Origin of the sequence: Rhodococcus sp. 06-1460-1B (assembly GCF_002258475.1) — a bacterium.
Taxonomy (GTDB): domain Bacteria; phylum Actinomycetota; class Actinomycetes; order Mycobacteriales; family Mycobacteriaceae; genus Rhodococcoides; species Rhodococcoides fascians.
The window spans coordinates 361,540-381,425 of record NZ_NOYS01000018.1; the positions used below are offsets into that span (position 1 = coordinate 361,540).

A 19,886-nucleotide genomic window follows, 5' to 3' on the forward strand; every position below is an offset into this window, starting at 1 on the left:
TCAGTCGAGCAACCCGCCGCTCAGCGCACGCAGAACCGCGCTGGTGCGATCTCTGGCCCCGAGTTTGAGAATCGCCGACGACACGTGGTTCTTCACGGTCCCCTCGGCCAGATGCAACGCGTCGGCTATTGCTCTATTGGTGTATCCACTTGCCACCAGGCGCAGTACGTCGATCTCGCGGGCCGTGAGTGTTTCGGCGATCACGACGTCGCTCGGGCCGTGCTTGCCGGTCCGAAAAGCGTCCAGCAGTCTCTCTGTGATGGCAGGTTGCGCCAAGGTTCGCCCGGCCGCGAGTTCGCGTACGGCACCACCGAGCCGCTCGAAGGTCACGTCCTTGAGCAGATAGCCCTTCGCACCCGCACGCAGCGCCCCGAGTACCAACTCGTCGTCGTCGAACGTCGTCAGAACCAAGACCGGGACCCGTATTTCCCTGTCCTGCAATACCCGAAGCGTCCACAGGCCGTCGAAGCGCGGCATGCGCAGATCGAGCAACACCACATCTGGAGCATCGAGTTCGATCGACGCGACCGCAGCGGCACCGTTGTCCGCCTCACCGGTCACCTCGATGTCGGGATCCAGTTCGAGCAGGCTGCGGATACCCTGCCGAACCAGAGTGTGGTCGTCGACGATCAAGACCGTGATCACGGGGCAGGCACCGTCGCGTGGACCGTGAATCCGCGATCGACCGAAAAGGTGACCGTACCGCCCAGTCCTTCGATGCGCTCTCGGATTCCCTGCAGCCCGTGCCCCGGCTCGAAGTCGGCCGACGCCCGGCCGTCGTCGCGCACCGAGACCGATAGCGCACCGGTCGAATCCGCGCGTAACTCGATCCACATCTCATCGGCATTCGCATGGCGAATGGTGTTGGTGATCATCTCCTGCACGCAGCGGACCACCGCCACCGCCCGAGCTTCGTCGACCCTGATCTCGGGGTCGACCGTAAGATGCACGACCGGTTCGGGCAGCTGCGCAACCAGACGATCGAGCGACTCCCCCAGCACCGGAGTCCTGCTGCGCACTTCGCCGACGGTCGACCGAACGTCGCCGAGCAGGTCACGTGCGATGGATCGGGCCCGAACGACATGCTCGCGCCCAGGCTCGGAGACCTGATGGGACGCCACCTCGAGCTCGAGGCTCAGTGCGGTGAGCTGGTGACCGAGCACATCGTGCAGCTCGCGCGCGATGCGCAATCGCTCGTCGGCACGGGAGGAATCGTTCAACAACGCACTGGCGGTGCGCAGTTCGGCGTGCGCGACCACAAGTTCCCGGCGCAACCGAGCCTGTCGCAGCTGTGCAGTCACCGACAACGCGCTGGCCACCTGCAGCGCTCCGTAGATCGACATTATCAGCGCGATTTCCGAGATCCGTCCACCCCGAATCGCAACCGACACCCCCACACAGCAGGTGTAGACCGCAACAATGACCGCCACCGACGAGCCGGACACCCGATACACGGCGAACGTCGAGGTGAACACCAACAGAATGGGCAACCAACCTGCAGTCGGGGCGGTCAGCACGAGAACCGGTGCCAGCATCACCTGGGTGGCGAAGCTCGCGCGGACGAGACGATCCGGCAGCCGGTCTTCCCACCACATGCCCGCGGTCTGCACGAGCAGGAAGGCTGCGAACAGCGCAGCCCAGGCCCAACGCGGAACCGAGAGACCGTCGGCGATCGACCGATCGAAGACGACGAGAGCGCCCATCGCGACCGCGAGCGCGGACACGAACGCACCGGCCAGAACGTCGGGTCCGAGGCGTCTCATTCTGTCGACCCTATCGCCCGCTCCACCCGCACGCCCCTGCCGAAAGTCACGATCCCCTTCGGTGACGATCGGCACCTGTGCGCAGGCCATGGCGGATCTAGCGTCGAGATCGACACGATCGAGAAGGGAACATCGGATGGCAGCGATAGACGTTCGAGGTATCACCCAGCGTTATCGAGAGCGCACCGCCGTGGCAGGCGTCAGCCTCTCGGTCCGCGAAGGCGAGACGCACGGCCTGCTCGGGCGCAACGGCGCCGGTAAGACGACCCTGGTCGAAACCATTGCGGGCCTTCGTAAGCCGAGCTCCGGTGCCGTGCGAGTTCTGGGACTCGACCCCTTCACCGACCGCAATCGAGTACGCGCGGTTCTGGGAGTACAGCTGCAGTCCAACGACCTTCACACCGCGCTCACCGTTGAGGAACTGGTCGATCTGTTCGCCTCCTTCTACCGTCGACCCGCCGATCGAGACGCTCTCGTCCGCGCGGTGGGCCTGCACGAGCACCGCCGGGTGCGGTACGAGCGGTTGTCCGGAGGCCAGCAACAGCGGTTGTCGGTGGTCCTCGCACTGATCGGCTCCCCTCGGGTTGTCATGCTCGACGAGCTCACCACCGGACTCGACCCGGATGCACGACGCACCGTGTGGCGACTGATCGAGGACCTCCGCGCAGACGGTGTCACCATCCTGCTGGTCAGCCATCACATGGACGAAGTACACCGCCTGTGCGATCGCATCACCGTCCTCGATCGAGGGGCCGTCGCGGCCACCGGCACACCGGAGTCTCTGATCGCCGATGCCGGCCTCGGAGGCGACCACCGGGCCACCCTCGAGGACGCATTCCTGACGCTGACCGAACGGAGGACGGCATGACCGCATGCGACATCCACGCTGCGCCTCGTCCAGGCCTGCGCGCCACCGGCGCACTCGTCGGGGCCGAAATGCGCATGGTCACCCGGGACACGGCCGGCCTGATCGTCCCCATCGCCCTCCCGGTTCTCGTACTGGTAATGAACGGATCCGGTACGTCGGCCGAAATCGTCGGGCCGGGCGCAATCACAGCATTCGATCGGTTCGTCCTGCCGCTTGCCCTGACCATGATCGTCGCCGTCATCGGAATCGTGAACATGCCGAGCTTTCTTGCGCTCTATCGGAAGTCCGGCGTGCTGAAGAGGCTGTCGACGACACCGATCGGGCCGACGCAGGTGCTGGCTGCGCAGGTGATCACCAGCGCAGTGCAAGCGACACTCGGAATCGGTATCGCTTTGTCCACTGCGGCCCTGCTGTTCGGAATCACTCCCCCGCACAACCCGATCCTGGTTGCGGCAATTCTGGTGCTGGGTGCAGCGGCGATGTACTCGCTGGGGATCGTGGTGGCGGCCGTCGCACCCACAGCGAACTCTGCCGTCGCGATCGGCCTCACCCTGTTCTTGATACTCGGTGCCGGCGGCGGACTGTTCGGCCCCGTCGCAGACCTGCCCGGTCCGCTGATCGCCGTCGGAGAGCTTCTTCCCTTCGGTGCCACCGTTACTGCGCTGGGGTCTGCCTGGGCCGGAACCCCGATCGACATAGCCGGACCGATCGGGCTGGGGGCCACCGTGGTCGTCGGAACCGCGTGTGCAATCCGGTTGTTTCGTTGGTCCTGAGCAGATGCGGCATAGTGGTTCACGTGCCCGAGTTGAATCTGCATACGTTCGGACCCGCAGACGGTCCCGAAATCCTCGCCGTTCACGGTGTGACCGGTCACGGTGCCCGTTGGTGGGACCTCGCCGAGAATCACCTGCCCGAGGCCCGCGTTCTGGCTCCCGATCTGATCGGCCACGGCCGTTCTCCGTCCGTTCCACCGTGGGACATCGACGCTCAGGTCACCGCACTGAAGGCCGTGCTCGACGCCCATGCGCGCGGTCCGGTCGTGGTGCTCGGACATTCGTACGGCGGCGCGTTGGCCGTGCATCTCGCACAGCAGTTCCCGGAGGTGGTGCGCGCGCTGGTGCTGCTCGATCCTGCGACTGCCTTGCCGCCGGAGGAGCTGCTCGAGGTCGCCGAGGCCACTGCGAAGTCCCCCGATTACACCGACGCCGACGAGGCGCGTTCGGAGAAGATTCACGGGGCTTGGGCGGACGTGCCCACCGAGTTGCTCGACCGCGAGGTCGCCGATCACCTGGTCCCCGCCGACGGCGGGAAGGTCGCGTGGCGAATGTCGATTCCGGCCATCGTTGCGACGTGGGGCGAGCTCGCTCGTCCGATCGTGGTGCCCGCCGAGAGCGTCCCGACCATCGTGGTGCGGGCCATGCGCGTCGAACCTCCTTACGTGACCGAAGAATTCGTGTCCGCGCTCCGAGACAAGCTCGGCGAGAACCTGCGCACCGTCGAACTCGACTGCGATCACATGGTCGGCCAGGCCAAGCCGGCCGACGTGGCCGAGCTGGTGCGATCCCTGCTGTAGATGGCTCCGATCACCGAGGCGCAGGTGGAGCGGGTACGCGCGTTGGTCGCGTCGATTCCCGTCGGTTCCGTTGCCACCTACGGGGACATCGCGGCGGCGGCCGACCTGTCCAGCCCCCGCATCGTCGGGTGGATCATGCGGACCGACTCCGCCGATCTGCCGTGGCACCGTGTCCTGGGTGCAAGCGGAAAGCCTGCGGCGCATCTGGCGACGAGACAACTCGAGACGCTGCGCGGTGAAGGTGTCGAGATCCGCGACGGGCGAGTGTCGCTGAAGTCCGTTCGCTTCGACTTCGGGGCGCTCCCCCAGCCTCCGACGTCGACCACTAATCTCGAAGGATGAACATCGGAGATCGGCTCGGGCAGTTCGATCCACGCCCTACGGCGAAGTTCGCCCTGTCCAAGGCGAGCACTTTCGTCGCCGCGGCCGGCCTGGTGATCGACGAGGTCTCGGGCACGCGGGTAGCGGGGCACATCGAGTTGACCGAGGAACATTTCACGCCCTGGGGCGTCGTGCACGGTGGGGTCTACACCAGCGCTGTGGAGAGCGCCGCGAGCATCGGTGCGAGTGAGGCGGTCAAGGATCGCGGCGAGTTCGCGGTCGGAGTGCACAACGGAACCGATTTCCTACGCGCCAGCAAAGGCGGACGGGTGGACGTTCTCGCGGAACCGTTGCAGCAGGGCCGCGTTCAGCAACTCTGGCTGGTCACGATCACCGCGACCGACAGCGGTAAGACCATCGCGCGCGGCCAGGTTCGACTGCAGAACGTGCCGCTGCCGACGTGATGGGATCGCACCGGTGAGCGGCTCGTCGACCGAGCCGATATGCGACGCCATCGTGCTCGCGGGTGGTCGCGGATCGCGAATGGCAGGCCTTGCCGGCACCGCATCGGCAGAAGTCGACAAGCCCGCGCTCACCGTCGGCGGACGACGACTGGTCGACATTGCAGTGGCGGCCGTCTCGGACTGTCGCCGAACGGTACTGGTGGGCCCCACACGCGACGCAGTACCGGGTTCGGTTGTGCAGACCCGAGAGTTCCCCGCCGGCGGCGGCCCGGTGGCAGCTCTGGCCGCCGGACTCGAAACACTCGACGGGACAGCCGATCTGGTCGCAGTCGTAGCGTCGGACATACCACTGCTGAATGCTTCTGCGGTGCAGTCACTGATCGATCAGTTCCACCGAGTCGAGACCGACGCAGTGTTCGCGGCCGACGCCACCGGTCGCACCCAGTTCCTGCTCGGAGTCTGGCGCTACAGCGCGCTGCGCTCGGCGATGGCGGCGCTCGATACCGTCGAGGGTGCCCCGATGCGCGCACTCGTACCGAACGAGCACCGCGTCGTCACGGTTGCCGATATCGAGGACTGCGACACCCCTGCCGATCTGGTCGCCGCGCGCGCCGCAGCCTCGTCGAAATCGGAGGACGTACTCGACATCGACGCCGCGCACGAACGAATTCGACAGCGAGTAGCCGCCCTCCCGGTTCATCGAATTCCGTTGCAGGACACGGCTGGGACCGTGCTCGCGCAACCGTTGGTGGCAGCAACAGCACTGCCTGCGGTCGACATCTCCGCGATGGACGGATTTGCCGTGAGCGGACCCTCTCCGTGGACGCTGAGGCCCGATATCGCCTACGCCGGGACGTCCGGCATCGCGCGACTCGCCGACGGCAGCGCGGTACGCATTGCGACCGGCGCAGCGCTTCCTCCCGGTGCCACTGCGGTCGTTCGCGACGAACACGCGGTCACGACACCGGCCGGCGTCGTAGAACGCGCACCGACGGCGACGTCGACCGACGACACGCGTCGCCGCGGCGAGGACTGGCTTCCCGGAACGGAGTTGGTTGCCTCGGGTACCGCGATCGACACTGCTGTTCGGTCACTCGCCGCGAGCGCGGAGGTGACCGAACTCGATGTGCGGGGACCGGTTCGCGCACGAATTGTCATCAGCGGAAACGAGATTCGGGTATCGGGTCCGCTGGCACCCGGGGAGACCAGGGATGTACTCGGATCGGCGCTGCCGGAGTATCTGGCGCACTGTGGAATCGCCGTCGTGGACGCACTGCTGCTCGACGACACGGCGACCGCGTTCGCCGACCTCTTGGGAAGTACCGAAAACATCGACCTCGTGGTCGTGGTCGGAGCCACCGGAGGAGGCGCCGCCGATCAGCTACGCTCCACGCTCGCCGCCCTCGGTGCCGAAACCGTGGTCGGGCGAGTGCGCGTGCGTCCCGGCGGATCCCAGATCACCGCGACCCTGCCCGACGGTACGGTTGTACTCGGCCTCCCCGGCAATCCGCTCGCGGCAGTGAGCACGGCGCTGCTGACGGCACCGGCGATCGTCGACGCGCTCACCGCTCGCGGTCCGCGTTCACCGCGAACGGGGTTGTTGTCCAACGCATCCGAGGTTCGAGCCCCGATCCCTCGAATCGTTCCCGTGGTGGCCGACGGTACCCGCTGGCGAGCCGACACCAAGGTCAGGACAGCTCATCTGGCGCACCTCGTCGGCCGTGATGCGCTCGCCGTGATACCCGCCGACGTCAGCGACGACGAGCCGGTGACAATTCTTCCGTTACCGTACTGAATTCCGAACCGGCCAGCAGTCGAACACCCTCGTGGTACCGCTCGACGACGAGATCGACGATGGCCGGATGCACCCCGAGCGGCGCACCGACGCCGTCGGCTCCCACGTCGGCCAACCGATTGTGGAAGAGCCCACGAGCCAGCAGATAGCTCGCCACGAACACTCGATCGTGCCCGGCTTCCCGCAGTCCGGACACCGCCTGCGCGACGGTCGGCGTACTGGTGGCCACGTATCCGATCTTCACCGGTGTCCGAGCCGCGTCCGCGAGCATGGCTGCCGCGATCCGATGTTCCTGCAACGCACGAGGATCGGACGATCCTGCGGCCGCGAGCACGATGCTCTGGCCGGCTCGCCAGCCGGCGTCCCGGAGCCGATCGACCATCACTCGTGCGAGCACCGGGTCGGGCCCGAGGGCACGGGTGACGGCGACCGACGAGTGCGCACTGTCCGTGATCTCGCGCGGCACGTCGGTGTGGACGTGATAACCCGATGCCAGAAATGCCGGAACGACGACCGCCGATTCCGGAGTGTCGCGCAGTACCTCGGATGGGGACGGTCCCAGCACGTCGACGAAGGCGACACGCGTAGTACCGATCTGCTTCGAGACGGCGTCGGCGAGCGCGGCGACCATCTCCACACCGCGCGGGTTTCGAGTGCCGTGTGCGACCAACACCAAGGTGGGTTCCATCAGTACTTACTCCCCTCGCTCACGGCAACAGCCCCCGTGGGTTCGTTTGTATCGCAGTCGGATTCGGTCTCTATATAGTCCAACGCGATACGGTAGCCGCGTTTGACCACGGTCTGGATCGCCTTGGGTGCCCCCAGTGAGGAACGGAGTCGGGTCATGGCGGTCTCCACCGCGTGGGTATCGCCACCCCCTCCGGGCAACGAGGCCAACAGGTCTTCACGGGAGACCACGCGCCCCGGATTGCGACTCAACGTCTTCATCAGCGCCATCCCGGCCGGGGACACGGGCCGCACCTCCCCGTCGACCACCACACACCGTCCCCGAACACTGACCACATGCCCGCCTGCGTGCAGGCGACCGGTTCTCCTGGGCAGCTCCTCGGCGATGTGACGGGCGAGCGCACCGAGGCGCGCACGCGCAGGCGCAGTGGTGGCAACCGACAGCTGTTCGAGCGGGGCGGCGGTGACCGGCCCCACGCACACCGGAAGCACCCGCGTACGCATCGACTGCAGCAGAGGCTCGAGTACGCCGTTCTCGTCGGCACGCATCAGCATCGACGCGACCGCCGGTGCCGAGGTGAAGCTGATGGCGTCGAGATCACCGACGACGACCGACTCGATCATGCGATCCATCGGACTCTGGTCGTCGGGCGCCGTCCAACGGTAGACGGGCACCGGCACCACTTCGGCTCCGGCGCAACGCAGTACCTCGCAGAAGTCCGGAACCGGCTCCCACTCGGTGGTCGCGCCGTGCAGTTGTACCGCTATGCGTTTGCCCTCGACGCCCTCGGCGAGCAGATGTTCGAGCACCTCGGCGGACGACTCGGAGGCAGGCGACCATTCCTCGCGCAGATCCGCCGCGCGAATGGCACCGGTGGCCTTCGGACCGCGCGCCAACAGTCGCGACGCACCGAGAGCACGACCGAGTTCCTCGGCTCGCCCCCAACCGTCGGCGGCCTCGATCCAGCCACGAAAACCGATTCCCGTGGTGGCAACGGTGATCTCGGGTGGTGCAGCGATGATCGCCGCGGTGACGCGTTCCAACTCTGCGTCGTCGGCGAGCGGGATGATCCTGATCGCAGGCGCGTGCATCACGCTGGCCCCACGCCGCTCGAGCAGGGTCGCGAACTCCTCGGCGCGACGCGACGCCGTCACCCCGACGGTGAACCCGGCCAGAGGCATGTCCGCCCCGGCATTTTCGGTCACGTAGATCCGCCGCGGACGAGCACGACACCCTCGACCGTGGCGACCTCGAACGAGCCGAGCAAGACCTCCGCATCGTCGAGGCAACGTCCGTCGACGAGAGAGAAGACCTGCTTGAGCAGCGGAGACGCGACCGTGGGCTCGCCGCCACGGTCGCCGACCAGACCACGCGACATCACTGCGGCCCGGCCGTAGGGATCTATGTTGCCCACGGCGAACAGTCGTCCGTCGTCGAGCAAGAACAGTGCCGCCTGGGTGCCGCCGCGCAGCAGCACCGCCACCCCGCGGCCCGGGATTAGAGCGTCGAGGGTGCAGGCCGGGGTCCAGTCTCGCGAAAGATCGTTCGGTACCGAAGTATGTGAATCGATGACAGTCATGACGTACCTCCTGGTCAGCTATTTGACGCTGCCCGTGTTTCTTGGCCGTTAAGCGGCGATTACCCACCTGTGCACATGCGCTCAGGTTCGTGACCTGTCAGTTGTCAGGAACCCGTCACTCGATCACGTCACGCTTCGATGCGCGGCATCCCCATCAGCACGGGCACCTTGCGTGCGCCGGACTCGTCGAACGCGATGGTCGGATCGGCCTCGGCCGGAGCGTTGACGAAGGATACGAACCGGCCGAGCTTCTCCTCGTCCTCCAGCACCCCTGCCCATTCGTCCTTGTAGCCGGCGACGTGGCGTGCCATGTCTGCCTCGAGTTCTGCGCCGATGCCCAGGCTGTCCTCGCAGACGACGGCTTTGAGGTGGTCCAATCCCCCATCGAGCGATTCCAGCCACGGTGCGGTGCGTTGCAGGCGGTCCGCGGTGCGGACGTAGAACATCAGATAGCGGTCGATGTAGCTGACGAGTGTGGCGTCGTCGAGGTTGGACGCGAGCAACTGGGCGTGCTTGGGCGACTGGCCACCGTTGCCGCCCACGTAGAGATTCCAGCCACCTTCGGTGGCAATGATGCCGACGTCCTTGCCGCGGGCTTCGGCGCACTCACGTGCGCAGCCCGACACTCCGAACTTGATCTTGTGCGGCGAGCGCAGTCCGCGGTACCGGTTCTCGAGGTCGACGGCCATTCCCACCGAGTCCTGAACACCGTAGCGGCACCAGCTGGACCCGACGCAGCTCTTGACCGTACGCAGCGACTTTCCGTACGCCTGACCCGATTCCATGCCTGCGTCGACGAGCCGCTTCCAGATTTCGGGAAGCTGTTCGACACGGGCACCGAACATGTCGATGCGTTGCCCGCCGGTCACCTTGGTGTACAGCCCGAAGTCGCGGGCGACCTCACCGATGACGATCAACTGCTCGGGCGTGCACTCGCCTCCCGGCATCCGAGGCACCACCGAATAGGTGCCGTTCTTCTGGATGTTGGCCAGGAAGTGGTCGTTGGTGTCCTGCAACGACGCCAGTTCACCGTCGAGAATGTGATCCGACGAGGTGGACGCGAGAATCGAGGCCACGACGGGCTTGCAGATGTCGCAGCCGGCACCCGATCCGTACTTGGCGATCAACGACGAGAAAGTTCGGGTGTTCGTCGCCCGCACGATCTCGAACAGCTCGGCCCTCGACTGAGAGAAGTGCTCACACAACGACTTCGACAGCACTACCCCCGATGCCGCCAGCAGCGACTTGATCGACGGCAAGCACCCTCCACAGGTGGTACCCGCCGTGGTGCAGCTCTTCACCGCGGCCAGATCGCACGCACCGTCGGAGATGGCCGAGCAGATCGCACCCTTCGTCACACCGTTGCACGAGCAGATCTCGGCGTCGTCGGGAAGCGCTCCGATGCCGACCTGCTCGGCCGCCGGAGAGATCAACGAACCCGGATCGCCCGGCAATTCGCGTCCGACGAGCGGCCGGAGCAACGAGTACGCCGATGCGTCGCCGACGAGGATGCCGCCGAGCAACGTCTTGGCGTCGTCGGTGACGACGAGCTTGGCGTAGGTGCCCTTGGGTGCGTCGCTGAAGACCACCTCGAGCGCACCCGGAGTTGCGGCCATCGCGTCACCGAAGCTCGCCACATCGACGCCCATGAGCTTGAGCTTGGTCGACATGTCCGCTCCGGGGAACTCCGCTGCGCCGCCGAGCAATCGGTCGGCCACCACCTCGGCCGTCGAATATCCGGGCGCGACGAGTCCGTAGCATCGGCCTTCGACCGCAGCACATTCGCCGATGGCGTAGACGTCGGGATCGGATGTGGTGCAGCCGATGTCGACCAGAATTCCGCCGCGCTCGCCGACGTCGAGGCCGCTCTCGCGAGCCAGCCGGTCCTGCGGCCGTACCCCCGCGGAGAACACCAGCAGCGCCGCGTCGATCGTGTCACCGTTGCTCAGCTCGACCGTCAACCCGGCGCTGTCGTTCTCGGTGATCGACGACGTGCCCACTCCCACATGCACGTTCAATCCGAGATCGGTGACGAGGCGGGCCAGTAGCGCACCGCCGCCTTCGTCGACCTGGAGCGGCATCAACCGCGGCGCGAACTCGATGACGTGCGGCGTCATGCCCATCTTCTTCAGCGCGTTCGCCGCTTCGAGGCCGAGCAGGCCGCCACCGACGACCACGCCCACGGCACCCGGTCCAGCGGCGTCGGCGCGTGCACGGATCCTGTCCAGGTCGTCGAGGGTGCGGTAGACGAAGCACGCGGGCAGGTCGTGTCCGGCGATCGGCGGAACGAACGGGTAGGAGCCGGTGGCGAGGACCAGCGCGTCGTAGTCCACGGTGTCGCCGGCCGAGGTGACGACGGTTCGGTGGTCACGGTCGACGCGTTCGGCCCGCACCCCGGTACGCATCTCGACGAGGGAGTCGCCCGGATAGTCGTTGCCCGCCAACGCAAGTTCCTTGTGGTCCCAGGCACCGACGTAGGACGACAGACCCACCCGGTCGTACGCCGGCAGAGCTTCCTCGCACAGGATCGTGATCTTCCACTCGGCACCCTCGTCGCGCGCCCGCAGCGCCTCGACGAACCTGTGCCCTACCATTCCGTGCCCTACCACTACCGCGTTCTTCATTGCGGGTCCTTCCGATTTCGTTGCCGTGCAGAGTGTTTCGAGTGCGCCTGCACCGAGCGTCAGACGGCTACCGGTGCGTCGGCGTCGGCGGAGTCGGTCCTGCGCAGGTAGATCGCCCACGTGACGATCGCGCAGACCACGTAGAAGCCGAGGAACACCCAGAACGCTGTGGTGGCCGACTTCGCACTACCGGAGTACGACGCCCGCAGCACCAGGTTGATGGCGACACCGCCGAGTGCGCCGATGGCACCGGCGATCCCGATCAGTGCGCCGGACATCTTGCGGGACCAGTGCTGCTGTTCCTCGACCGTCATGCCCTGCAGTGCAACAGATTTCGCAGCGAAGATCGCGGGAATCATCTTGTACACCGACCCGTTGCCGAGGCCCGAGAGCAAGAAGAGTGCGATGAATCCGATGACGAAGAGGACCATCACCGTGCCGCTGGCCGCCCCTGGCGTCGAGTCGTCCCAGGTGCTGGCCGCTACCAGAATTCCGGTGGAGAAGGTCATGGCCACGAACGTGTACAGGGTGATCTTTCCGCCGCCGATCTTGTCGGCGAGCTTGCCACCGAACGGCCGCGACAGCGATCCCAGCAGAGGTCCGAGGAACGCGATCTGCGCAGCGTGCAGCGAGGCCTGGGCCTGCTGAGCCGCCGTGGCGGGCGCCCCGTCGGTCAATCCGGCCAGGAAGTTGATCTGGAGTACCTGCCCGAATGCGAAGCTGAAGCCGATGAACGATCCGAACGTGCCGATGTAGAGGAAGGCGATCCACCATGCGTCGGAGAACTTCAACACGTCGATCATGGAGCGGCCGTTGGTCTTCTGGTTGTCGAGGTTGTCCATGTACAGCGCGGCACCGACGGCGGCGATCGCGATGAACACCAGGTACACGGCGCAGACGATCTCGGGTGCGGTGTTGCCGATGGTAGCGATGACCAGCAGACCGATGAGCTGGATGACCGGTACGCCGATGTTGCCTCCGCCGGCGTTGAGTCCGAGGGCCCAACCCTTTTCGCGCTGCGGATAGAAGGCGTTGATGTTCGTCATCGACGAGGCGAAGTTACCGCCGCCGACTCCGGCGAACGCCGCCACGATGATGTACGTGGTGTACGAGGCCGGGTTCAACATGAAGTACATCGTCAACAGCGTGGGAATCAACAACACCAGAGCGCTGAAGATGGTCCAGTTGCGCCCGCCGAATTTCGCCGTGGCGAACGTGTACGGAATACGCAGGACAGCACCGACGAGAGTGGGGACTGCCACCAGGAAGAATTTGCCCGCGGCATCGATGCCGTAAACCGACAACGGCATGAACAGCACCATCACCGACCAGATCGACCAGATCGAGAAGCCGACGTGTTCGGCGACGACCGACCAGATCAGGTTTCGTTTGGCGATCTGCTTACCGCCGCCTTCCCACGCCTGCACGTCCTCGGAATTCCAATGCGCGATCCGGTGATTCACCGAGACGGGAACGGTTCCGGGCGGAACGGGTGCGGTGGCAGCAGAGCCGGTTTCGGCTGAAGCGCTGCGAGAAAGGCTGGTCACGTATGGCCTCCTGGTTCGGTGAGTGACACCAAGATAGGAAAGCCATGTTGCAGCGGCGCTGCGTGCGGTGACCCGCTGATTAACTCGTTCTCACCCGCTCGTCGGCGCGTACGTGAGATCGAACGCGTCGACGAGCCGGGTCACCAGGAGTCTTCGAGCATCCGAGGTCGACAGCACAGATAGCCGCCGACCAGCAGAATCACAACGCATCCGGTGAGCAGCGTCAGCGGCAATCCCCAACCGCCGGACACGGTGTGCAGGAAGCCGAACAGTATCGGTCCGGTGGCCGACACCACGTAGCCCAGCCCCTGGGTGAAGCCCGAGAGCGAGGATGAGCCCACCGCGGTGCGGGTCCTGAGATTGATCAGCGTCAGCGACATCGGAAAGGTCATCGTGCCGAGGCCGATCAGGCACACCCAGATCACCGTTCCGGCGGAAGGCGAGAAGTGCAAGCCGGAAAACCCACAGAGGTAGCAGACCGCGGCGACCAGGACGAGACCGAACGGATTTCGCAGTTTTGCGCAGAGGGTCGGCGTGGCCAGCGACGTGACCAGGCCCATCGCTCCGAACGCGGCGACCGAGGCTCCGGCCAACCCCTCGCCGATACCCGAGTCGATCAACAGCGTCGGCAGCCAGGTCAACATCGAATACGTGATCAGCGACGTCATCGCGAACATCATCACCATTCCCCACGCGAGCGAGGATCGATGGATGCGGCCGCCGGATCGGGTGTGCACGGCCGCCGAACCGGCCTCGGCAGAGACGTCCTTCTCGTCGCGACCGCGTCGGGCGATCACGACACCGAGCCACGGCAATGCTGCGGCAACACCGACGATCGCCCAGACCCCGATGGAGAGCCGCCACCCGTGGGCATCGGCGACCGGAACCGCGAGCAGGGGCGGAATCATGGTGCTGATCTGGAGTGCACAGATGTAGATGGTGCTGACCACTGCGAGTCGATCCGAGAAGTACCGCTTGACCAGAGGTGGAATGACGACGTTTCCGATACCCATGCCGGCGAGGGCGATCGCGGACAGCGCCAGCAACGACGCCGTGTTCGGCGCGAATGCCCGGGTGGCCATCCCTATCGTGGTCAACGCCATGGCGAGCAGGGCGGCGCGCTCGAGACCGGTGCGCTTGGCGAGAAAAGGTGTCGCCAACCCGAACACGGCGAACATCGCCGGCGGCAGCATCCCGACGACGCCGATCACGGCATCCCCGAACTGCAGATCCGTTGCGATCCTGCCGAACAGAGGGCTGATGGACGTCACGGCGGCGCGCAGCGTCAGCGCAGAAAGAACGATGGCGGCGAACACCAGCAGTCGGCCGCGAACGAGTGATGTACCGGTCTGGGTGGTCTCGGAAACGGTAGGGGCACTCACCGCGTAATCATAGGATGACCGGATCATCGGGTGCAACGCAGTATCATCGTCGGCGCAGCACCCCGAGCACTGCACCGCCCCCAGAACGAGGAGCCTCCGTGCGCCAGGTCCACCGATCGAGCCTGATCACCCAGGTCACTGCAGCCCTGCGCGACGAGATCACGTCGAAACGATGGCCGGTCGGCAGCAGAATTCCCACCGAACCGGAGCTGTGCGAGATGACCGGCACCGGGCGAAACACGGTTCGTGAGGCCGTTCAGGCACTCGTCCACGCCGGCATGGTCGAGCGACGGCAGGGGTCGGGAACGTTCGTCATGACCTGCTCGGACCTCGGCGGCACCCTGGGCAAGTACTTCTCGGACGCCCGTTATCGCGACGTCACCGAGCTCCGGGAAACTCTCGAGGTGACCGCAGCAGCATTGGCTGCGGATCGACGCGACGAGCACGACATCCGAGAGATGAACGACGCCCTCGAGAACCGCAATGTCGCCTGGTCGAGCGGCGACGTGCCGTTGGCCGACGCCGTACGAATCGACGCGCGCCTGCATCGGAGCATCGTCGCCGCCAGCCACAACGCGATCTACCTGGAGTTCTACGACTCGTTGCTACCGGTGATCCACGAGACGATCAGAGAACACGCCACTGCTCACGACGACGACTACGTCGCCGAGCACACAGCCCTCGTCGACGCGATCGTGGACGGTGATTCGGCCCGGGCAATCGCCTCCGCCCGGTCGCTGTTCCGCGAACTCTCCGCCCCTCCGGGCCACGCGCCCGAACCTACAGAATGAGACGCACCAGATCTGCCGTGCGCGCGAGGCCGGGAAATGCCTCCGACGTCGACCGCGGATGAAGTGCGTGCACAGCCAGACGAAACATCAACGCGCGCAACAGCATCTGCGGCCATTCCGGTAGATCGTCCCACCGGCCCACCAGACCGTCGTCGGCGTCTCCCCACGAGAGCGCGTCCACCACGGCGACGCCGGCAGCCCACGACGCCGGACGCCAGTACGGGGTGATATCGCTGATCCCCGGAGCATCGCTGCCGGAGAACAACACCGTCCCGAACAGGTCGCCGTGTACCAATTGGTCCGGCGATTCGACGGGCTTACGCAGTGTCGCAAGCTGTTTAACCAATTCGAGGCTGCTCTTGCCGTCACTCGACGACGGCTCCGGCGCACCCGCACCGCGAGCGGTCCGTAGCGGAACGGCCTCCCAGGCGGCCCGGTCGGCCGCGACGAACACGTCGACGTCGGCCCACGGGGCGACGGGTGGCTGCACCAAGAAGCGGGGACGTTCCAACTGCGCGGTCGCTGCGTGCAACCGCATGGACAACGAGACCACTTCGTCGTGGCGAGGCTCGGGTTCGCCTGCGACGAACGTATCTGCACGCCAACCGGACACGACGTATCGACCATCGGTCGAGCGCACCGGTCGAGCGAGGCGCACACCGTCCACAGTCAGTGTTTCTCGCACCTTCGCAGACCAGGCTGCGCGAGCGTGATCGGCGACGGGCGAGAGCACGACGTCACCCAGACGCCACCCTCCGTCCCAGTCCGCACCCAGTGGCGCAGGCTCGACATCGCGCAGCCCGAACGTAGAGATCACGTGCTGAGGAGGTTCGACAGAGCTCACGAACGCCACGGTACCGCCGATCGGGCAGAGCTCTGCGGACGACGCGCGCATGCGGCCCAGCCGCCACGTCAGTAGATGGGCAGGCCGGGCTCGATCTGCTTGGCCCACTCCACGATTCCGCCGTCGAGATGGGTTGCGTCGGTGAAACCGGCACCGACGAGAGCGTCGAGAACCTCCGCGGACCTGATGCCGGTTTTGCAGTACAGAACGATCGGTACCTGCTGTGGCAGTTCGGCCAACGCCGCCCCGGACAGAATTCGCCCGCGCGGTATCAGCCGAGCGCCCTCGATCCGCACGATGTCCCACTCCACCGGCTCACGCACGTCGATCAAGGCGACCTCGCGTCCGGAATCCAACATCGCCCGTAGCTGCTCGGGGCTGATCGAGGCGTCGTCGGATTCGACGGCCGGCACCACCCCGCAGAAGGCGTCGTAGTCGATCAGTTCCGTGATCGGGGTTCGGTGCGGATCACGGGCCAGTCCGACGGTTCGGTAGCTCATGGCCAACGCGTCGTAGATCATCAGCCGTCCCAGCAGCGTCTCGCCGATTCCGGTGATCAACTTGATGGCTTCGGTCACCATGACCGATCCGATCGAGGCGCAGAGCACGCCCAGGACGCCGCCCTCGGCGCAGGAGGGCACCATTCCCGGCGGCGGAGCCTCGGGGTACAGATCTCGATAGTTGATCCCGACGCCACCCGGAGCTGCATCCCAGAACACCGAGACCTGCCCCTCGAACCGGTAGATCGAACCCCACACGTACGGGATACCGACCAGTGCGGCCGCGTCGTTGACGAGGTAGCGGGTGGCGAAGTTGTCGGTGCCGTCGAGAACGAGATCGTAATTGCCGAAGAGGTCGATCGCGTTGGACGAGTCGAGGCGGACCCTGTGCAGCACCACCGAGACGCCGTCGTTGAGTTCGAGGATCGAGTCCCGTGCGCTGTCGGCCTTCGGTCGTCCGACGTCGGACCGCCCATGGATGACTTGTCGCTGGAGGTTGGACAGCTCGACGTCGTCGAATTCCACGATGCCCAGAGTTCCGATGCCGGCGGCCGCGAGGTACAGCAGCGCAGGCGAACCCAGTCCGCCGGCTCCGACCACGAGCACGCGGGCGTTCCGCAACCGCTTCTGGCCGTCCGTTCCGACGTCCGGAATGATCAGGTGACGGCTGTACCTGGCAACCTCCTCGGAGGTCAGTTCACAGGTGGCTTCGACCAGTGGCGGTAGGTGGACCACGCTCAGCGACTCTCCTCGACTCGACGGGGCGACCACATAACTGCGTTCGCCGCCTTCGAATCTAATCCGCGATCGCTCACCCGCGTGGATAGGGCCACGGGTTGAACCGGCAGGTCTTGCCGTCCATGGGCACGACGCCCTCGGGGTCGAGCCGCGCGATGTCGTCGTTGGCCGTTCCGAACGTCTGCTGCATCATTACCGGCGCCAGCCCGCCGTCGGTTTCGCACGGCTGATGCTGCTGGTAGCCGATGGCGTGCCCGACCTCGTGGTTGATCTGATATTGACGGTACGAACCGATGTCTCCCTGGAAGGAGATCGCTCCGCGTACCCATCTGGGTTCGTTGAGCACGACCCGTTCGATGCCGGGGTTGTAGCAGGACACCTCGAGTTGGATGTCGTATCCACACGCCTGCCGAATGGACATCTGCGACGTCAGTGAGATCCGGAAATCCGGGTCACCCTGATCGATACGGCGGAACGCGAAACGTGGGTCGTTGGTCCAGCTCTTGGGGTTGGCCAACGTCTGATCCACCAGACGGCCGAACGACTCGTCGCCGCCGAAACCGACGGTGTCCACACCGTCCTCGACCTCGACGGTATAGGTGAACACCCGCTCGGTTCCCTGGCCGACCTGCTCGGTGCTTCCGGCGACGGTGTGCCAGGTGCCTGCCCCCTGCACCGCGAACGGTCCACCGTCGGGCAGCTCACCGGACGAGATCGTTTCCGCGAAGTTGCCGTCGGCCTGCGGCGGGACCCCGATGATTCCGGTTCCGGACGTATCGGAGCTCAGCGTGCCGAACCCTGGGTCCTGCGAGGTGCCCTGAGAGGCGGTGCCGACGACCGGGTCACCGGCCCGAACGGCATCGACGACCACGAGCGCGGTGACGGCGATCAGGATCGGTACCGCGTAAGCCCGCCAACCGTAGGTGGCGGCGAACTTTCCCAGCTTGGTCTGTTTGCGCACGTCACGCTCGGGACGGCGACTGCGGTCCTTGACCTCGCGCTGCGTCGGGTCCCACTGAGCGCGCAAGGGCTGATGCGACCCACGACCGCCCACGCCGCGTGGAAGATCGTCCGACCGCTCGTCGAACCCGCCGGACTGCACACCGCCGCGAATTCGCGGCTCGCCTCGGTCAGTCACTCGCTCACGATCTCACAATCCTGCTCGCTCGCCGCTCGGCACGCCGATACCGGGGACGGATCTATCGGGCTCTCGGTACGACAAACATCGTACAAACAAACCATCCGATGTGATTCGAGATCGCCCGTTTCCGACAAGGATCCCCCAGGATCCCAGCGGTGCCGACGGCCACGAGTATCGTTGCCCGTGATCTGCGCTACGAGCGGTCCGAACCGAAGGCCACCCGCCGAAAGTTCACGCCGGACCGCACGTTGTCGAACCAAGACGAGCGCAGCTGTCGACGCGATGGGAACATATTTGATGACAGATCTCGACGACCGGAGGTCCTCCGACCGACCGGCCACCACCGGCAACCGCCGCAGCGCCAGGCTGCCGCGTGATGCCCGTCGGGCGCAACTGCTGGCTGCTGCGAGCGAAATCTTCGTGACCCGCGGCTATCACGCGTCGGGAATGGACGAGATCGCCGAATGCGCCGGAGTCAGCAAGCCGGTTCTCTACCAGCACTTCCCCGGCAAACTCGAGCTGTACCTGGCGGTACTGCAGAGCTACGTCGACACCCTCATCGCCGGGGTTCGTCAGGCTCTGCGTTCGACGACGGACAACAAGCAACGCGTCCGCGCCGCGGTTCTGGCGTTCTACGATTTCGTCGACACCGACACCCAGGGTTTCCGTCTGGTCTTCGAGTCGGATCTGATGGGTGACCCTCAGGTCAACGCCCGCGTGGAGCAGGCGACCGAAGCATGCGTCGACGCCGTCTTCGACCTGGTCGCCCACGATTCCGGACTCGATCCGTACCGAGCACGAGTGCTGGCCGTCGGCCTCGTCGGTGCCAGCCAGTTCACCGCGCGCTACTGGCTCGAAGCAGATCGGCCGATCTCCAAGGAAGACGCCGTCGACACCACGGTCTCACTGGCCTGGGGCGGCCTGTCGCACGTTCCGCTGCAGTCTCCGTAACCAGCCGGTCGGGCATCCCGCCCACATACGCCACACGCCCCTCGTTCGAGAAGAACGAGGGGCGTGTGGTGTTACCGGCCGTCTCAGGTGGTTGCGAACCCGACCTTGCGAGGATCGGACGGGCCGATCTCGACGTACGACACCTTGGCGGTCTGGATCAAGAACTTGCGTCCCTTCTCGTCCTCCAACGACAGCACTCCGTCCTTACCTGCGAAGGCGGTCGATACGAGCGCCTCGACCTCGGCCGGGGACTGCGCACTGTTCACGACGAGCTCACGGGAACTCTCCGACACACCGATCTTGACCTCCACGGTCAA

General features: G+C 65.8%; 20 protein-coding genes. 8 read left to right on the forward strand and 12 right to left on the reverse strand.

The features are described 5' to 3' along the window. Together CH268_RS07765 and CH268_RS07770 are read right to left on the reverse strand one after the other, a co-directional pair. A complete protein-coding gene (locus CH268_RS07765) occupies positions 1–645 on the reverse strand; it encodes a response regulator (RefSeq protein WP_048320215.1) in 645 nt (214 codons plus the stop codon). Continuing rightward, complete coding sequence (locus CH268_RS07770) at positions 642–1,763, reverse strand: sensor histidine kinase (RefSeq protein ID WP_176457868.1); 1,122 nt, start codon at positions 1,761–1,763, stop codon at positions 642–644. Before CH268_RS07770 ends, CH268_RS07765 begins: the two co-directional genes overlap by 4 nt. Before the next feature lie 136 nt (positions 1,764–1,899). Between CH268_RS07770 and CH268_RS07775 the strand changes: the two genes are divergently transcribed. From CH268_RS07775 to CH268_RS07800, 6 genes are read left to right on the forward strand one after another with little or no spacing between them, the layout of a single operon-like run. Beyond that, positions 1,900–2,631, forward strand: a complete 732-nt coding sequence (locus tag CH268_RS07775; protein WP_094663146.1) for an ABC transporter ATP-binding protein — start codon at positions 1,900–1,902, stop codon at positions 2,629–2,631. Then, the gene (locus tag CH268_RS07780; protein ID WP_094653066.1) at positions 2,628–3,404 is read left to right on the forward strand and encodes an ABC transporter permease; all 777 of its coding nucleotides are present in this window, start codon (positions 2,628–2,630) and stop codon (positions 3,402–3,404) included. Before CH268_RS07775 ends, CH268_RS07780 begins: the two co-directional genes overlap by 4 nt. Before the next feature lie 23 nt (positions 3,405–3,427). Beyond that, entirely contained in the window at positions 3,428–4,204 is a 777-nt protein-coding gene (locus CH268_RS07785) for an alpha/beta fold hydrolase (RefSeq protein ID WP_094663234.1), read from the forward strand. Next, positions 4,205–4,546 (forward strand): MGMT family protein, encoded by a 342-nt coding sequence (locus CH268_RS07790; protein WP_027496546.1) that lies wholly within the window; start codon positions 4,205–4,207, stop codon positions 4,544–4,546. Then, entirely contained in the window at positions 4,543–4,989 is a 447-nt protein-coding gene (locus CH268_RS07795) for a PaaI family thioesterase (protein ID WP_228139195.1), read from the forward strand. Before CH268_RS07790 ends, CH268_RS07795 begins: the two co-directional genes overlap by 4 nt. A 13-nt stretch (positions 4,990–5,002) precedes the next feature. Next, positions 5,003–6,784 carry an NTP transferase domain-containing protein gene (locus tag CH268_RS07800; RefSeq protein WP_255182315.1) on the forward strand — a complete coding sequence of 594 codons (1,782 nt, stop codon included), beginning with the start codon at positions 5,003–5,005 and terminating at the stop codon, positions 6,782–6,784. Here CH268_RS07800 and CH268_RS07805 read toward each other — a convergent pair. The 6 genes from CH268_RS07805 to CH268_RS07830 form a co-directional block, all read right to left on the reverse strand. Beyond that, positions 6,741–7,475 (reverse strand): sirohydrochlorin chelatase, encoded by a 735-nt coding sequence (locus CH268_RS07805; RefSeq protein ID WP_080736610.1) that lies wholly within the window; start codon positions 7,473–7,475, stop codon positions 6,741–6,743. The two genes, CH268_RS07800 and CH268_RS07805, sit on opposite strands and share 44 nt — an antisense overlap. Further along, entirely contained in the window at positions 7,472–8,653 is a 1,182-nt protein-coding gene (locus CH268_RS07810; RefSeq protein WP_094663238.1) for a uroporphyrinogen-III synthase, read from the reverse strand. Before CH268_RS07810 ends, CH268_RS07805 begins: the two co-directional genes overlap by 4 nt. A gap of 20 nt (positions 8,654–8,673) precedes the next feature. Then, entirely contained in the window at positions 8,674–9,051 is a 378-nt protein-coding gene (nirD, locus tag CH268_RS07815; protein ID WP_032366318.1) for a nitrite reductase small subunit NirD, read from the reverse strand. Positions 9,052–9,179: 128 nt separating this feature from the next. Further along, positions 9,180–11,675, reverse strand: coding sequence for a nitrite reductase large subunit NirB (nirB, locus tag CH268_RS07820; RefSeq protein ID WP_094663240.1), 2,496 nt, complete (start codon positions 11,673–11,675; stop codon positions 9,180–9,182). A 59-nt stretch (positions 11,676–11,734) separates the two neighbouring features. Then, complete coding sequence (locus tag CH268_RS07825) at positions 11,735–13,138, reverse strand: nitrate/nitrite transporter (RefSeq protein WP_027496540.1); 1,404 nt, start codon at positions 13,136–13,138, stop codon at positions 11,735–11,737. Positions 13,139–13,362: 224 nt separating this feature from the next. After that, positions 13,363–14,604 carry an MFS transporter gene (locus tag CH268_RS07830; RefSeq protein WP_032387180.1) on the reverse strand — a complete coding sequence of 414 codons (1,242 nt, stop codon included), beginning with the start codon at positions 14,602–14,604 and terminating at the stop codon, positions 13,363–13,365. 98 nt (positions 14,605–14,702) lie between these two features. Here CH268_RS07830 and CH268_RS07835 point away from each other — a divergent pair, with 98 nt between their 5' ends. Then, on the forward strand, positions 14,703–15,395 hold the full coding sequence (locus CH268_RS07835) for a FadR/GntR family transcriptional regulator (RefSeq protein WP_027496538.1): 693 nt from the start codon (positions 14,703–14,705) through the stop codon (positions 15,393–15,395). Here the strand turns inward: CH268_RS07835 and CH268_RS07840 are convergent. The 3 genes from CH268_RS07840 to CH268_RS07850 all read right to left on the reverse strand — a co-directional run bounded on the left by CH268_RS07840 (position 15,385) and on the right by CH268_RS07850 (position 18,579). Then, the gene (locus CH268_RS07840; RefSeq protein ID WP_027496537.1) at positions 15,385–16,239 is read right to left on the reverse strand and encodes a TIGR02569 family protein; all 855 of its coding nucleotides are present in this window, start codon (positions 16,237–16,239) and stop codon (positions 15,385–15,387) included. The genes CH268_RS07835 and CH268_RS07840 overlap by 11 nt on opposite strands. 68 nt (positions 16,240–16,307) lie before the next feature. Beyond that, complete coding sequence (moeZ, locus tag CH268_RS07845) at positions 16,308–17,474, reverse strand: adenylyltransferase/sulfurtransferase MoeZ (protein WP_094663242.1); 1,167 nt, start codon at positions 17,472–17,474, stop codon at positions 16,308–16,310. Between the two features lie 76 nt (positions 17,475–17,550). Beyond that, positions 17,551–18,579 carry a DUF3152 domain-containing protein gene (locus CH268_RS07850; protein ID WP_370878773.1) on the reverse strand — a complete coding sequence of 343 codons (1,029 nt, stop codon included), beginning with the start codon at positions 18,577–18,579 and terminating at the stop codon, positions 17,551–17,553. A 336-nt stretch (positions 18,580–18,915) separates the two neighbouring features. Between CH268_RS07850 and CH268_RS07855 the strand changes: the two genes are divergently transcribed. Next, complete coding sequence (locus CH268_RS07855; protein ID WP_027496534.1) at positions 18,916–19,569, forward strand: TetR/AcrR family transcriptional regulator; 654 nt, start codon at positions 18,916–18,918, stop codon at positions 19,567–19,569. An 83-nt stretch (positions 19,570–19,652) separates the two neighbouring features. On the opposite strand, the gene CH268_RS07860 is transcribed toward CH268_RS07855, so the two are convergent. Further along, positions 19,653–19,880 (reverse strand): DUF3107 domain-containing protein, encoded by a 228-nt coding sequence (locus tag CH268_RS07860; protein WP_027496533.1) that lies wholly within the window; start codon positions 19,878–19,880, stop codon positions 19,653–19,655. Positions 19,881–19,886: the final 6 nt, after the last annotated feature.